This window comes from Agrobacterium sp. NPDC058088, from assembly GCF_042885035.1.
GTDB lineage: Bacteria > Pseudomonadota > Alphaproteobacteria > Rhizobiales > Rhizobiaceae > Agrobacterium.
Genome location: NZ_JBHVSU010000002.1, coordinates 826,428 through 841,044, shown reverse-complemented (window position 1 = coordinate 841,044; position 14,617 = coordinate 826,428). Strand labels below are relative to the sequence as shown.

12 protein-coding genes are annotated in these 14,617 nt (G+C 60.5%); 10 read left to right on the top strand and 2 right to left on the bottom strand.

Features of this window, described 5'->3' with window-relative positions; translation table 11 throughout:
• Positions 1-33: 33 nt before the first annotated feature.
• Positions 34-1,686, bottom strand: a complete 1,653-nt coding sequence (locus tag ACFVTJ_RS09450) for an acyl-CoA dehydrogenase family protein (protein WP_386906632.1) — start codon at positions 1,684-1,686, stop codon at positions 34-36.
• A 338-nt stretch (positions 1,687-2,024) separates the two neighbouring features.
• Here ACFVTJ_RS09450 and ACFVTJ_RS09445 point away from each other — a divergent pair, with 338 nt between their 5' ends.
• The 5 genes from ACFVTJ_RS09445 to dprA all read left to right on the top strand — a co-directional run bounded on the left by ACFVTJ_RS09445 (position 2,025) and on the right by dprA (position 6,761).
• A complete protein-coding gene (locus ACFVTJ_RS09445; protein ID WP_386906929.1) occupies positions 2,025-2,456 on the top strand; it encodes a nuclear transport factor 2 family protein in 432 nt (143 codons plus the stop codon).
• A gap of 244 nt (positions 2,457-2,700) precedes the next feature.
• Positions 2,701-3,642, top strand: coding sequence for an aspartate carbamoyltransferase catalytic subunit (locus tag ACFVTJ_RS09440; protein ID WP_003502441.1), 942 nt, complete (start codon positions 2,701-2,703; stop codon positions 3,640-3,642).
• Positions 3,639-4,931, top strand: a complete 1,293-nt coding sequence (locus ACFVTJ_RS09435; RefSeq protein WP_386906630.1) for a dihydroorotase — start codon at positions 3,639-3,641, stop codon at positions 4,929-4,931. The genes ACFVTJ_RS09440 and ACFVTJ_RS09435 overlap by 4 nt, the downstream gene beginning before the upstream one ends.
• 48 nt (positions 4,932-4,979) lie before the next feature.
• Positions 4,980-5,597 (top strand): glycerol-3-phosphate 1-O-acyltransferase PlsY, encoded by a 618-nt coding sequence (gene plsY, locus ACFVTJ_RS09430; RefSeq protein ID WP_386906628.1) that lies wholly within the window; start codon positions 4,980-4,982, stop codon positions 5,595-5,597.
• A gap of 21 nt (positions 5,598-5,618) precedes the next feature.
• On the top strand, positions 5,619-6,761 hold the full coding sequence (gene dprA / locus ACFVTJ_RS09425; RefSeq protein ID WP_386906626.1) for a DNA-processing protein DprA: 1,143 nt from the start codon (positions 5,619-5,621) through the stop codon (positions 6,759-6,761).
• On the opposite strand, the gene ACFVTJ_RS09420 is transcribed toward dprA, so the two are convergent.
• Complete coding sequence (locus ACFVTJ_RS09420; RefSeq protein WP_386906624.1) at positions 6,714-6,947, bottom strand: hypothetical protein; 234 nt, start codon at positions 6,945-6,947, stop codon at positions 6,714-6,716. The two genes, dprA and ACFVTJ_RS09420, sit on opposite strands and share 48 nt — an antisense overlap.
• Positions 6,948-7,206: 259 nt before the next feature.
• On the opposite strand from ACFVTJ_RS09420, the gene topA reads away from it, so the two are divergent.
• The 5 genes from topA (at position 7,207) to ACFVTJ_RS09395 (ending at position 14,600) form a co-directional block, all read left to right on the top strand.
• On the top strand, positions 7,207-9,888 hold the full coding sequence (topA, locus tag ACFVTJ_RS09415) for a type I DNA topoisomerase (RefSeq protein ID WP_386906622.1): 2,682 nt from the start codon (positions 7,207-7,209) through the stop codon (positions 9,886-9,888).
• Positions 9,885-12,239, top strand: a complete 2,355-nt coding sequence (rnr, locus tag ACFVTJ_RS09410; RefSeq protein WP_386906620.1) for a ribonuclease R — start codon at positions 9,885-9,887, stop codon at positions 12,237-12,239. Before topA ends, rnr begins: the two co-directional genes overlap by 4 nt.
• A 44-nt stretch (positions 12,240-12,283) precedes the next feature.
• Complete coding sequence (locus tag ACFVTJ_RS09405; protein WP_386906618.1) at positions 12,284-12,727, top strand: DUF983 domain-containing protein; 444 nt, start codon at positions 12,284-12,286, stop codon at positions 12,725-12,727.
• Between the two features lie 62 nt (positions 12,728-12,789).
• Entirely contained in the window at positions 12,790-13,416 is a 627-nt protein-coding gene (locus tag ACFVTJ_RS09400) for an NUDIX domain-containing protein (protein ID WP_386906927.1), read from the top strand.
• Positions 13,417-13,433: 17 nt separating this feature from the next.
• Complete coding sequence (locus ACFVTJ_RS09395; protein WP_386906925.1) at positions 13,434-14,600, top strand: MFS transporter; 1,167 nt, start codon at positions 13,434-13,436, stop codon at positions 14,598-14,600.
• Positions 14,601-14,617: the final 17 nt, after the last annotated feature.

Sequence of the window (14,617 nt, the reverse complement as noted above, 5' to 3'; positions counted from 1 at the left end):
GGACTGCAATAATCGCCTTCCACACCTTATCGGTCAGGACGCAGGCGGATACAATAAATCGATTATATACGTCGGATCGAAGCGGGAATCGAGCATGCCGTAAGTATGCCGCCAGCCGCCCGCAAGACGGGTTTCAAGGAAGGCATCGGCGATCTTGCCCGCACCCAGGCGGCAAAGCTCCGCGGCAGCGGCTGCAAGCGCGAATTGCTCTACCAGCAGGCGGGCCGCACCCTCGTCACGTTCCGCAAGTGCTATCGCGGCGCGCAGCACGTCGGTGGTCTTCTTGCCGGCAGGGCCGAGATCACGCTCCAGCGTCTGGAAGACGAGATCGAACAGGTCCTTGCCGCGCTGAAGTACCCGCAGAACATCCAGCGCCATGACGTTGCCGGAGCCTTCCCAGATGGCATTGACGGGCGCTTCACGATAGTGGCGGGCAATCGGCCGCTCTTCCACGTAACCGTTACCGCCAAGGCATTCCATGGCCTCATAGATGAGCGCCGGCGCAATCTTGCAGCACCAGTATTTGACGATGGGCGTCATTACCCGCGCGTAAGCGGCTTCGGCCGGATTATTGCGGGCCGCGTCGAAAGCACTCGCCAGCCTGAAGGAAAGCGCGGTCGCGGCCGCTACATCGAGGGCCATGTCGGCCAGGACACGCGTCATGATTGGCTGGCTGACCAGCATCTTGCCGAAGACCGAGCGACCGCGGGCATAGTGTACCGCTTCGGCAAGCGAAGCACGCATCATGCCTGCCGATGCCAGCGCGCAATCGAGCCGCGTTAATGTCACCATGTCGAGAATCGTCCGGATGCCGCTGCCGGGATCGCCGAGCAGATAACCGAAGGCATCGGTGAATTCGACTTCGGCTGACGCATTGGAGCGGTTGCCGAGCTTGTCCTTCAGGCGCTGGAAGTGCAGGCCGTTCTTCGAACCGTCTTCGAGATAACGCGGCACGAGGAAGCAACCCATGCCGTCGCCCATCTGGGCCAGCATGACGAAACCGTCGCTCATGGGTGCGGAGAGGAACCATTTGTGGCCGGACAGGCGATAGATGCCCTCGCCCACCCGCTCGGCCGTGGTGCGGTTGGCGCGCACATCCGTGCCGCCCTGCTTTTCCGTCATGCCCATGCCGATGGTGACGGCGGTTTTCTGGAGGGCCGGTTTCTGCGAGGAATCATATTTGCGCGACAGGATCTTCGGCGCCCATTCCTGCTGCACGCGCGGTGACGCCATGATGGCGGCGACGGAAGCGCTGGTCATGGTCAATGGGCAGAGGTGCCCCGCCTCCAGCTGCGAGGTCAGGTAGAATTTGGTGGCGCGGGCCTTGTGTTCATTGCCGCGCGTGTCAGGAGAATTTTCCCAGACGCTGGAATGCAGGCCCGATGACATGGAGCGGCGCATTAGCGCATGCCAGGCCGGATGGAACTCCACCTGATCTAGACGTTCGCCGCGCGGGCCGTGGGTGTGCAACTGCGGCACGCCCTGGTTGGCCATGCGCGCCAACTCCTGGGCCTCATGTGACGTGACGTAACGGCCGAGCTGGTCGTACTCGTCCCGCAGATTGCGCGACAGGCCGGAGGTCAGATCAACGATTAGCGGATCGGAACGATAGGCGTTGATACCGGACCAGAGGCTGGGCTGGTTCAGTTCGGCGAGCTGTTCTTCTGTCCGGGAATTCTGGGTCATCCGCTGCTTCTAGCTGTTTTGTACTGGCATTGCATAGTGGGTTGATATTGCATAATTCCGCCCACAGGAAGCGATCGAGACAATTAAGCCGCCGCTTTCAGCATTTTTCGAGAGTGACCTGATTTGGTGTCCGGCCCGGAGAACGCCAGACACGTTTCCGGCAAGACCGGACGAAAGCACCAGCAGGAAGCCCGAGCCAATACCGCACGAAAGTGGTGCGGCCAAAACTGGCAGACACGCCTCATCAACGCATTATCCATAATCCGCAGCCTCATGTGGAACCTGCGACAGGCTTTTTAGGTTGGCGATCTGCTGAACGTCTGCACCGGGAGGAAGCCATGGAGGCCAGCGCAAGAAAACTCTTCGAACGCTATGAACGATTTTTCAACAAGTCGCTCAAGGGTGACATTGATATGGAGGAGGTTACATCCCTCTACGCCTCCGACTTCATCACCGCGTCCCCTGCCGGGGTGATGAGCGGAAAGAACGATGACCACCTCAAGCAGGCGATGATGAAGGATTACCAGCGCTATCGGGCCATAGGAACGAAGGAGATGCGGATACGCGATCTCCGTATCTCGCCCATCGATGAGCATCATTGCGTGGCCCATGTGGCATGGACAGCCACCTTCGCCCGCAAAGGCGGACCGGATGTCGCAATCGATTTCGACGTTCACTACTTCGTACAGGAGCTGAACGGACCGCCGAAAGTTTTCGGCTGGGCCTCAGGGGACGAGCAGGCGCTTTTAACGAAGCATGGCATCGTCTGACAGGCACTCAACCCATTATCGTCCATCGAAATGCGGGTCTTAAGGATTGGGGAAACATCGTCGTGTTTTCATTTCGGGGGCCGCAGGCGCTTGCCCCGTGACCATGCAATCTCTATAGAGCGCAGGACCGAATTCCGCCGCACTCCTGAGGCGTGTTCACAGCGAATGGGAGCGCGCGGATCAGCATTCGGGCGTTCCGGGCATTTTCACGGGAAAATGCGGCGCCCGTCAGGAGGCACACCGCATGGTCTTCTTCCCCCATCGCCATCTTCTCGGCATCAAGGGGCTTTCCCATCAGGATATTACCCTGCTTCTCGACAAGGCCGACGAGGCGGTGAAAATTAGCCGCCAGCGCGAGAAAAAGACCTCGACGCTTCGGGGTCTGACGCAGATCAACCTGTTCTTCGAAGCCTCGACGCGGACGCAGTCTTCCTTCGAACTTGCCGGCAAGCGCCTCGGCGCGGACGTAATGAACATGTCGGTCGGCAATTCCTCGGTAAAGAAAGGTGAAACGCTGATCGATACGGCGATGACGCTGAACGCGATGCGGCCAGATGTGCTTGTCGTGCGTCACTCTTCCGCCGGTGCCGCCGCCCTTCTGGCACAGAAGGTGGCCTGCTCGGTGGTCAATGCCGGTGACGGCCAACATGAGCACCCGACGCAGGCGCTGCTCGACGCGCTGACCATTCGCCGCGCCAAGGGCGAGCTTTCGGGTATCACGGTGGCAATCTGCGGTGATGTGCTGCACTCGCGCGTCGCCCGCTCCAACATCATCCTGCTCAACCAGATGGGTGCGCGCGTGCGCGTCGTGGCCCCGGCCACGCTTCTTCCCTCCGGCATTCGCGACATGAGCGTGGAAGTCTTCCACGATATGAAGGAAGGGTTGAAGAATGCCGATGTGGTGATGATGCTGCGCCTGCAGCGTGAGCGCATGTCTGGCTCCTTCGTGCCTTCGGTGCGCGAATATTTCCACTATTACGGCCTCGATGCCGAAAAGCTGAAGGCGGCGAAGGAAGATGCGCTCGTCATGCATCCCGGCCCGATGAACCGCGGCGTGGAAATCGCCTCCGAAGTGGCCGATGGCCCGCAGAGCGTCATCGAAAGCCAGGTGGAAATGGGGGTTGCCGTGCGCATGGCTGTCATGGAAACCCTGCTTGTCTCGCAAAATCAGGGTGAGCGCGTATGAGTGCCGTGACCGTTCTCAAGAACCTCCGCATCGTTGATCCCTCCCGCAATCTCGACGAGACCGGTAGCATCGTCATCGGCGCCGATGGCACCATTCTCGCAGCAGGCAAGGATGCGCACAATCAAGGCGTACCTGATGGTGCGACAGTGCGCGACTGCAAGGGTGTCGTGGCCGTTCCCGGTCTGGTAGATGCCCGTGTTTTCGTGGGTGAGCCGGGTGCCGAACACCGCGAAACCATTGAATCCGCATCGCGCGCGGCAGCGGCAGGCGGCGTCACCAGCATCATCATGATGCCTGATACCGATCCCGTCATCGATGACATCGCGCTGGTCGAATATGTGAAGAAGACGGCGCGTGACAAGGCGATCGTCAATGTGCATCCCGCAGCGGCTTTGACCAAGGGTCTGCGAGGCGAGGAAATGACCGAATTCGGCATGCTGAAGGAAGCCGGTGCAGTGGCTTTCACCAATGGTCGTAAGGCGCTGTCCGACACGCTGGTGCTGCGCCGCGCCATGACCTATGCGCGTGAGCTGGGGGCTGTCATCGCGCTCGAGACCCGCGACAAATATATCGGCGGCGGTGACATGAACGAGGGGCTTTTCGCAAGCTGGCTCGGACTGTCAGGCGTTCCCAAGGAAGCCGAGATCATTCCGCTGGAGCGCGACCTGCGCATTGCAGGCCTGACACAGGCGATCTATCACGCCGCCAAGATTTCCGTGCCGGAATCGGCGGAGGCGATCCGGGTTGCGCGGCAGCGGGGCGTGAAAGCCACCTGCGGCATCTCGATCAATCATCTCACGCTCAATGAAAACGATATCGGCGAGTACCGCACTTTCTTCAAACTCTCCCCGCCGCTGCGCGCCGAAGACGACCGCAAGGCCATGGTAGAGGCGCTGAAGGACGGCACCATCGATATCATCGTCTCCTCGCACGACCCCCAGGATGTCGATACCAAGCGTCTGCCGTTTTCGGATGCGGCGAGCGGCGCGGTCGGGCTCGAGACCATGCTGGCGGCGGCGCTGCGCCTCCACCACAGTGGTGAAGTTCCGCTGATGCGGCTGATCGATGCCCTTTCCACCCGCCCGGCCAAGATTTTTGGTCTCGATGCTGGAACGCTTAAAGTCGGCGCGAAGGCCGATATCACGCTGATCGATCTCGATGAGCCATGGCTTGTGGCGAAGGAGCAACTGGTCTCCAAATCCAAAAACACGCCGTTCGAGGATGCCCGTTTCAGCGGCCGCGCGATTGCCACTTATGTGGCTGGCAAAGCCGTTCATTCCTTGGCATAAGATCACGGCAAGAGATCACGCTGACAGCGCGACAGAGGGGACATCTGAATGAGTGCTTTGACTGACTGGCAGACCGCGCCTGCCCTTCTCGCGCTTTCGGCGCTGATCGGCTATCTCTTAGGCTCCATTCCCTTCGGCCTCATTCTCACCCGCATGGCGGGGCTGGGCGATGTGCGCAAGATCGGCTCCGGCAATATCGGCGCGACCAACGTGCTGCGGACCGGCAACAAGAAACTCGCCGCCGCGACCCTGCTGCTCGACGCGCTGAAGGGCACGGCGGCGGTTCTGGTCGCCAATGCGCTCTGGGGTTACGAGGCCTCGCTGGTCGCCGGCTTCTTTGCCTTCCTCGGCCACCTGTTTCCGGTGTGGCTCGGCTTCAAGGGCGGCAAGGGTGTGGCGACCTATATCGGTGTGCTTCTCGGCGCTGCACCCCTCATGATGCTTGCCTTTGCGCTGATCTGGATCGCGACCGCTTTTATCACCCGCTATTCGTCGCTTTCTGCGCTGGTGGCCATGGTGATCATCCCCGTTGCACTTTGGGTGCTCGGACCCGAAAAGACGGCGCTTCTCGTGACCCTGCTCAGCGTGATTTCCTGGTGGAAACATCGAGAAAATATCAAGCGCCTGATGGCGGGCACGGAAAGCAGGATCGGACAGAAAAGCTAAAGTTCATCTTGGGGACATGTCATGCCGCATAAGGAAACGACACGGCAGGGCATAGAGCTTTCCGCGCGGCAGCGAGTGGCATGGTTACGGTTGATCCGCAGCGACAATATCGGTCCCGTCACCTTTCGCGAACTCATCAATCATTTCGGCAGCGCTGAAAAAGCGCTGGATGCCCTGCCCGAACTGTCGCGCCGTGGCGGTTCGTCGCGTAGTCCGCGCATCGCCACCCAGGCGGAGGCGGAACGGGAGCTTGAGGCGGCCGAGAATTTCGGCGCGCGTTTCGTCGGCATCGGCGAGCCAGATTATCCACCAGCGTTGCGGCAGTTGGATGGCGCACCGCCGCTGATCGCCATGAAGGGTTCGGCGGATGCGGCGACAAGAGCCTCCATCGGCATTGTCGGCTCGCGCAACGCTTCCATCAATGGTGCGAAATTCGCGGCCATGCTGGCACGCGACTGTGGGCGGGCCGGTTACACGATCGCATCGGGACTGGCGCGCGGCATCGATGCAGCCGCGCACAGGGCAAGCCTTGCAACCGGCACGGTGGCGATGCTGGCCGGCGGTCTCGACCGCCCCTACCCGCAGGAAAATTTCGGACTTTTGCAGGAGATATACGATCAGGGCGGCGCGACAATCAGCGAAATGCCCTTCGGCTGGGAGCCTCGCGCGCGGGATTTCCCGCGCCGCAATCGGTTGATCGCAGGCGTCTCGCTCGGCGTCGTCATCGTGGAAGCGGCGGAACGTTCGGGTTCATTGATTACGGCGCGGCTTGCAGGTGAAGCCGGGCGGCTTGTTTTCGCCGTGCCCGGTTCCCCGCTCGATGCGCGTTGCGAAGGCACCAACCGGCTGATCAAGGAAGGCGCCATGCTGACCACGGGAGCGGCCGATATTCTTGATGCACTGCGACCATTGATGGAGCCGCAATTGCCCTATGACCGGAAGATCGAGGAACCGAGATCCGACACCGAGATGTCACCACCAGGGGACGACGAGCGCAGCATCATCGCCGCCGCTCTCGGTCCCTCGCCCGTGGAGACCGATGATATCATCCGTCACACGGGTTTCTCCGCTGCCACCGTTCACCTGGTGCTGCTGGAGCTTGATATTGCCGGACGCCTAAACCGGCATGCCGGGGGGCGCGTGTCGCTCTTCATCGCGGATTGACAGTTTGCGCCGGCCGCTCTGAATATCGCCGACTTCGACGTAGGCCATCTCGATCAGGTAACACAGCATGTCCGCGCCCTCACGGTGTGCGACCTGCCGCAGTTCCGCCAGCATCTGGCGGATGTATGCCAAGCTCTCTCTGGTCCCTTCATTATCGGCATTATTGTTTGTTGGGTTCGGGACCATATATTTATCCTGGAAATTCAGCCTGAAACGGGAAGCATTAAGTCTGTTCAAATGATGTTGCCCATCATAACCAATTTACTAAAGATTGCAATACAACAATAGATTATCCATAGGTTGTAGTCACCTGGAAGCGAGAAAATCGGGCTTGCCTCTTGACCAGCGGGCATTACCTGTCCATGTCGAATTATAAAGAAGGCCAATTGCGGCACTAAGCTGCAACCGGGGCCACGTTAACGGACCAGTTCCAGAGAAGAACAATATGAATGTCGTCGTCGTAGAATCTCCTGCCAAAGCCAAGACGATCAATAAGTATCTTGGCTCGGGCTATAAGGTTCTTGCATCCTTTGGCCACGTCAGAGACCTTCCTGCCAAGGACGGATCGGTGCTGCCCGACCAGGATTTCGAAATGTCCTGGGAGGTCGATAGCGCGTCCGCCAAGCGCATGAAGGATATTGCCGATGCGGTAAAATCCTCCGACGGCCTCTTTCTCGCAACCGACCCGGATCGCGAAGGCGAAGCCATTTCCTGGCACGTTCTCGATCTTTTGAAGAAGAAGCGTGTGCTTGGCGACAAGCCGGTGAAGCGCGTGGTCTTCAACGCCATCACCAAAAAGGCGGTTCTGGACGCCATGGCGAACCCGCGCGACATCGACGTGCCGCTGGTGGACGCCTATCTCGCCCGCCGTGCGCTCGATTATCTCGTCGGCTTCAACCTCTCTCCGATTCTGTGGCGCAAGCTGCCGGGCGCCCGATCCGCCGGCCGTGTGCAGTCGGTGGCGCTGCGCCTCGTCTGCGATCGCGAATCCGAAATCGAGCGTTTCGTTTCCGAGGAATACTGGAATATCAGTGCCCTGCTGAAGACACCGCGCGGTGACGAGTTCGAAGCCAAGCTGGTTTCGGCCGACGGCAAGCGATTACAGAACCGCGCCATCAAGACCGGCGACGAAGCCAACCGGCTGAAGTCGCTGCTCGAAGGCGCAACCTATGTGGTCGATAGTGTTGAGGCCAAGCCCGTCAAGCGCAACCCCGGTCCGCCCTTCACCACCTCGACGCTGCAGCAGGCGGCCTCATCGCGCATGGGCTTCGGTGCCTCGAGGACAATGCAGGTCGCGCAGAAACTTTACGAAGGCATCGATATCGGCGGTGAGACCGTTGGTCTGATCACCTATATGCGTACCGACGGCGTGCAGATGGCCCCGGAAGCAATCGATGCTGCGCGCAAGGCTATTGGCGAGCAGTTCGGTGACCGTTACGTGCCGGAAAAGGCGCGTTTCTACTCTACCAAGGCCAAAAATGCGCAGGAAGCGCACGAGGCTATCCGACCGACCGATTTCAACCGCACGCCGGATCAGGTGAAGCGTTACCTCGATGCCGACCAGTTGCGTCTTTACGAGCTGATATGGAAACGCGGTATTGCGAGCCAGATGGCATCTGCCGAAATCGAGCGCACGACGGTTGAGATTCTTGCCAGCAACGGCGGCGAGAAGGCTGGCCTGCGCGCTGTAGGCTCCGTCATCCGTTTTGACGGCTTTATCGCCGCTTATACCGACCAGAAGGAAGATGGCGAGCAGAGCGACGATGGTGACGACGAAGGCCGTCTGCCACCGATCAATGAACGCGAAAACCTCGCCAAGCAGAAGATCAATGCCAGCCAGCACTTCACCGAGCCACCGCCGCGTTATTCGGAAGCTTCGCTGATCAAGAAGATGGAAGAACTCGGCATCGGCCGTCCTTCCACCTATGCGGCGACGCTGAAGACGCTGAGCGATCGTGAATATATCGTTGTCGACAAGCGCAAGCTTATCCCGCATTCCCGTGGTAGGCTGGTGACGGCTTTCCTCGAAAGCTTCTTCACCAAATACGTCGAATACGATTTCACCGCCGCCCTTGAAGAAAAGCTCGACCGGATTTCCGCCGGCGAACTGGACTGGAAGCAGGTTCTGCGTGATTTCTGGAAGGATTTCTTTGCCCAGATCGAAGACACCAAGGAACTGCGTGTCACAAACGTTCTGGATGCGCTGAACGAGGTTCTGGCACCGCTGGTCTTCCCGAAGCGTGAGGATGGTTCCGATCCGCGCATCTGCCAGGTTTGCGGCACCGGCAATCTGTCACTGAAGCTCGGCAAATATGGTGCGTTCGTCGGCTGCTCGAACTATCCTGAGTGCAACTATACGCGTCAGCTGACCTCCGATGGCGCGGAAGCCGAAGCCGCTGCCCTCAACGAGCCCAAGGCACTCGGTGCCGATCCGATGACGGGAGAGGAGCTCACGCTTCGCTCCGGCCGCTTCGGGCCTTACATCCAGCGCGGCGAAGGCAAGGAAGCCAAGCGCTCATCGCTGCCCAAGGGCTGGAAGCCTGAGGATATCGACCACGAGAAGGCGCTGGCGCTCATCAACCTGCCGCGCGATATCGGCAAGCACCCGGAAACCGGCAAGATGATCTCCGCTGGGCTCGGCCGTTACGGACCTTTCCTGCTGCATGATGGTTCTTATGCAAACCTCGAAAGCATCGAAGACGTGTTCTCGATCGGCCTCAACCGCGCCGTGACCGTCATTGCCGAAAAGCAGAGCAAGGGTCCGGGACGCGGCCGCAGCGGCACGCCGGCTGCTCTCAAGGAACTGGGCGACCACCCCGATGGCGGCGCGATCACCGTTCGTGACGGCCGTTACGGGGCCTACGTGAACTGGGGCAAGGTCAATGCCACCATTCCCAAGGGTCAGGATCCGGCCTCAGTGACGCTGGACGAGGCGCTCGTGTTGATCGCCGAGCGCATTGCCAAGACCGGCACCGGCGGCAAGCCCGCCAAGGCCAAGAAAACCGCCGCCAAGGCCGATGGCGACGCCGCCGCAAAACCGAAGGCGACCAAGGCGAAGGCGGCGACAAAGAGCAAGACGACCGCCAAGCCGAAGGCAGCGGCCAAATCCAAGAAGGCAGCAGTGTGAGCAAAGCGCCGCGTCAGAGACAGGGTTCCGCCAGCGACGGTTTCGGACGCACCGGGCGCGGCAAGCGGGTGAGTGAAGGCGAAGGCATCATCCATGGCGAGGTGCCTTCCCGCGAGGTACTGCTGAAATTCATTGCGGACCATCCGCAGCAGGCCTCCAAACGCGAAATCGCCAAGGCTTTCGGGCTGAAGGGTGAAAACCGCGTTGTCCTGAAGGCGCTGCTGAAGGAACTCGAAGTCGACGGCATGGTGCACAAGAGCCGCAAGTCGCTGACGCGACCGGGTGGCCTGCCGCCCGTGACGGTTCTCGACATCACCACCCGCGACAAGGATGGCGAGCTGATCGGCCGCCCGGCGGAATGGCCGGAGGATCTTGGCGCAGCGCCGGCCGTGCTGATCCGCCAATCCTCGCAGGACCGTGGCAAGAAAGCGCCAGCCGCCGGTCTCGGCGACCGTATTCTCGCGAAAATCTTCCCCTCGAAGGAAAGCACCGGCCCCGCCTATACCGCCCGCGTCGTCAAGCTGATCGACCGCCGTCAGAATGCCCTGCTCGGCGTGTTCAAGGAAACGCCGGGTGGCGGCGGACGGCTGATGCCGATCGATCGCCGCGGCGAGGAAATGGTCATCGATCCCGATGGCGTCGGCGATGCCAAAGATGGCGATCTGATCGAGGTTGAAACCTCACGCAACAGCGGCCGTCACGGCCTGACGCGCGCCAAGGTTCTGTCGGTCATCGGCTCGGTTGCCTCGGAAAAGGCGATCTCAATGATCGCAATCCACGCCCACGGCATTCCGCATATCTTTCCGCAGAATGTTATGGCGGAAGCGGATGCGGCGAAGGCCGCGACCATGTCCCACCGCGAGGATTGGCGCGACCTGCCGCTCATCACCATCGATCCGGCGGACGCCAAGGATCATGACGATGCAGTCTACGCCGAGCCTGATACCTCATCCGACAATCCCGATGGTGTCATCGTCACCGTGGCCATTGCTGACGTCTCCTGGTATGTTCGGTCAGGTTCGCCGCTGGACCGCGAGGCGCTGAAGCGCGGCAACTCCGTTTATTTCCCGGATCGCGTCGTGCCGATGCTGCCGGAGCGTATTTCCAATGATCTCTGCTCGCTCAAGGAAGGCGTCGACCGCCCTGCCCTTGCGGTGCGGATGACCTTCTCCAAGGAAGGGCGCAAGGCCGGCCATACCTTCCATCGCATCATGATGAAAAGCGCCGCCAAGCTCTCCTACCAGCAGGCTCAGGCCGCCATTGACGGCAAGCCCGACGACAAGACCGGGCCGCTGCTGGAGCCGATCCTCAAGCCCCTGTGGCACGCCTATGAGGTGATGAAGCGCGGCCGTGACCGTCGCCAGCCGCTGGAACTCGACATGCCCGAGCGCAAGATCAAACTGCGCCCTGACGGCACGGTCGACGCGGTCGTCATTCCCGAACGTCTCGATGCGCACAAGCTGATCGAAGAAATGATGATCCAAGCGAATGTGGCCGCCGCCGAGACGCTGGAAAAGAAGAAACAGCCGCTGGTCTACCGCGTGCATGACGCGCCGACGCTTACCAAGCAGGAGGTGCTGCGCGAATTCCTCGGCACGATCGGCATTACCATGGCCAAGGGTGCGGCCATGCGCGCCAATTCCTTCAACGGCATTCTGGCGCGCGCGCTCGATACGCCGCACCAGATCATGGTCAACGAGATGGTGCTGCGCAGCCAAAGCCAGGCAATCTATAGCCCGGAGAATATCGGCCATTTCGGCCTTAACCTGATGAAATACGCCCATTTCACCTCACCGATCCGCCGTTATGCCGACCTCATAGTGCATCGCGCGCTGGTGGGCTCGCTGGGGCTCGGCGAAGGCGGCATCACGCCACAGGAAGAGGCGACGCTGGACGATATCGCCGCGGAAATCTCGACCTTCGAGCGGCGCGCCATGGCGGCCGAGCGCGACACCGTCAACCGGCTGATCGCGCATCATCTTTCCGAGCGGGTGGGTGAAGAATTCGAAGGCCGCGTCGGCGGTGTCACCAAGGCGGGACTATTTGTCGCGCTGCCGCAGTTTGGCGCTGATGGTTTCGTTCCTATATCTACGCTTGGAACCGATTATTTCTTCTACGACGAAGCGCATCAGGCTCTGACGGGGGAAAAGACCGGTCTCGGTTATCAGCTTGGCGACACGGTGCAGGTACGGCTTGCGGAAGCAGTGCCGCTGGCGGGTGCGTTGCGGTTCGAGATGCTGAGCCCCGGCCGCAAGATGCCAGTCGGATCGCGGTCGTTCCACAAGGCGGGCCGGCGGACATCGCGTCCCGGCGCGAAGCCTGGAACGCGGCCGCCGAGAGGACGACGCTAACAAGACCGCAACAAGCGGTTTAAGAACGGGAGAAGGACTTAAGGATGAGTGCACATCAGAGCTCGGAAACGGTCACCTTCGGAGACGGCAGCACGGAACGGCCGCTTGGCCGTTCGATCATGCGCGGCATGGCCAACCGTTGCCCGGCCTGCGGCAGCGGTCGCCTGTTCCGGGCTTGGCTCAAGCCGGTGGATGCCTGCGCGGCCTGTGGCGAAGAAATGCATCATCACCGTTCGGACGACCTGCCGCCTTATATTTCCATCGTCATCATCGGCCATATCGCTGTTGGCGGCTTCATGATGACCGATCTGGTCTTGAACATTCCCATGTGGGCGCATTTTGCCATCTGGGTACCGATTACCATTCTGGCCGCGCTTTTGACGCTGCAACCCATCAAGGGCGGCGTGATCGGACTGCAATGGGCGCTGCGGATGCACGGCTTCGACCGAAAACAACCAAAACCACAGATAGACGGCTCTTCTCACTGACGGTGGGCGCGGCCTTACATGAGCTTAAGCGGTTCCGAGATGGCGAGACGGTGAGCGCACCCATGCGTCCGCGTGATGCAGCCTCCCTTATCCTGTTCGACCGCTCCGGCCCGCAGCTCATGGTGCTGATGGGGCAACGCAGCAGCGCCCACGTCTTCATGCCGGGCGCTTACGTATTTCCGGGCGGTAAACGCGATCCGCGCGATCATGCGCTGCCCTTTTCCAACGATCTACATCCCGCCGTCCTGCGCAGCCTCACCGCTTCCGCGGCGCGCCATCTCAGTGCTGCCGGGGCAAGGGCTCTGGCGCTTGCGGCCGCGCGCGAGCTTTTCGAGGAGACCGGCGTGGACCTTGGATTGGGCGCTAAGGGGCCGGACCTTTCCCGTTTCAGATATGTTGCGCGCGCCATTACGCCTCCCGGCAATGTACGGCGCTACGACACGCGATTCTTTTGCTGTTACACCGACGAATTGGAGCTCGATGTCAGCCTAACCCGTGATTCCGATGAACTCTGCAACGTTCAATGGCTTGACATGACAGACCTTTCCGGTCTGAACATGCCGACAATCACACGGACGGTTCTCGAAGATGTCACAAAACTCATGATAGGTGATCCCTCATTGCCCTTTGAAAGCCCCGCGCGGCTCTATGTCACGCGCCACGGCCGGTTCATTCGAGACTTTGTATAAAGGCCGTCATGTCACAAATGAAATGCGAAGAAGCGGATGCCATCCACTGGCCCTCACTGATCGCCGCGATTTCCGCAATCAGTGCAGTTGGTGTCGCCATCGGCCTTGGGCTGCCGCTCCTGTCGATCATTCTTGAGAAACGCGGCATCTCCTCGACCATGATCGGGGTGAATTCGGCGATGGCCGGCGTTGCGGCCATGATGGCGGCTCCGGTCACCACCAAGATCGCCCATGATTTCGGCGTGGCGCGAACCATGCTGCTGGCTGTCGTCATTTCGGCGCTGAGCGCACTCAGTTTCTATTTCGCTGATGCCTTCTGGATGTGGTTTCCGCTGCGAATCATTTTCCACGGCGCCACCACCACATTGTTTATCCTGTCCGAATACTGGATCAACATGACGGCGCCGCCGAAAAAACGCGGCATGGTTCTCGGCATCTACGCCACCGGGCTTGCTGTCGGTTTCGCCGTGGGTCCACTGTTGTTTTCAGCGGTCGGCAGCGAAGGCATCCTGCCCTTCCTCGTCGGTGCCGCGATCATCCTTCTTGCCGCCATTCCCATCTTCATGGCGCGCGGCGAAAGCCCGGAACTGAACGAGCGGCCCAATCACCATTTTATCCGCTACATCTGGCTGGTGCCGATGGCATCCGCCGCAGCTTTCGTGTTCGGTTCGGTGCAGGCCGGCGGTCTGTCGCTCTTTCCCATCTACGCCACCCGGGAGGGTTTCAACGAATCGCAGGCAGCACTTCTGCTGACGGTCATGGGAATCGGCAACATGGTCTTCCAGATACCGATCGGCCTTCTGTCCGACCGGTTGAAGGATCGGCGCACCATGCTCGCCCTGATGGCGGTTGCAGGCGTTTGCGGCACGCTGGCGCTGCCTTTCCTGGTGGAGAGCTGGATCCTGGTGGCGGCGCTGCTGCTGTTCTGGGGCGGCCTCGTGTCGGGCATGTATACTGTCGGCCTGACCCATCTCGGTTCGCGGCTCAAGGGTGCCGATCTGGTCTCCGCCAATGCCGCCTTTATCTTCTGTTACGCGATGGGTACGATTGCGGGACCGCAGGCCGTGGGCATTTCCATGGATGTTGCGGGCACCGATGGTTTCGCCTGGGCGCTTGCCGTATTTTTCGGGCTTTACGTGGTGCTTTATGGGTTCCGTTTTGTTTTCCGGGCAAAACAGGCTTGACTTTTTGGGCGCGATAC

Coding starts and splice junctions, on each gene's coding strand:
- ACFVTJ_RS09420 (WP_386906624.1), bottom strand. CDS start 6,947: ATGGTCCCGAACCCAACAAACAATAATGCCGATAATGAAGGGACCAGA.
- ACFVTJ_RS09450 (WP_386906632.1), bottom strand. CDS start 1,686: ATGACCCAGAATTCCCGGACAGAAGAACAGCTCGCCGAACTGAACCAG.
- topA (WP_386906622.1), top strand. CDS start 7,207: ATGAATGTCGTCGTCGTAGAATCTCCTGCCAAAGCCAAGACGATCAAT.
- ACFVTJ_RS09400 (WP_386906927.1), top strand. CDS start 12,790: ATGCGTCCGCGTGATGCAGCCTCCCTTATCCTGTTCGACCGCTCCGGC.
- dprA (WP_386906626.1), top strand. CDS start 5,619: ATGCCGCATAAGGAAACGACACGGCAGGGCATAGAGCTTTCCGCGCGG.
- ACFVTJ_RS09445 (WP_386906929.1), top strand. CDS start 2,025: ATGGAGGCCAGCGCAAGAAAACTCTTCGAACGCTATGAACGATTTTTC.
- ACFVTJ_RS09435 (WP_386906630.1), top strand. CDS start 3,639: ATGAGTGCCGTGACCGTTCTCAAGAACCTCCGCATCGTTGATCCCTCC.
- plsY (WP_386906628.1), top strand. CDS start 4,980: ATGAGTGCTTTGACTGACTGGCAGACCGCGCCTGCCCTTCTCGCGCTT.
- ACFVTJ_RS09405 (WP_386906618.1), top strand. CDS start 12,284: ATGAGTGCACATCAGAGCTCGGAAACGGTCACCTTCGGAGACGGCAGC.
- ACFVTJ_RS09440 (WP_003502441.1), top strand. CDS start 2,701: ATGGTCTTCTTCCCCCATCGCCATCTTCTCGGCATCAAGGGGCTTTCC.
- ACFVTJ_RS09395 (WP_386906925.1), top strand. CDS start 13,434: ATGAAATGCGAAGAAGCGGATGCCATCCACTGGCCCTCACTGATCGCC.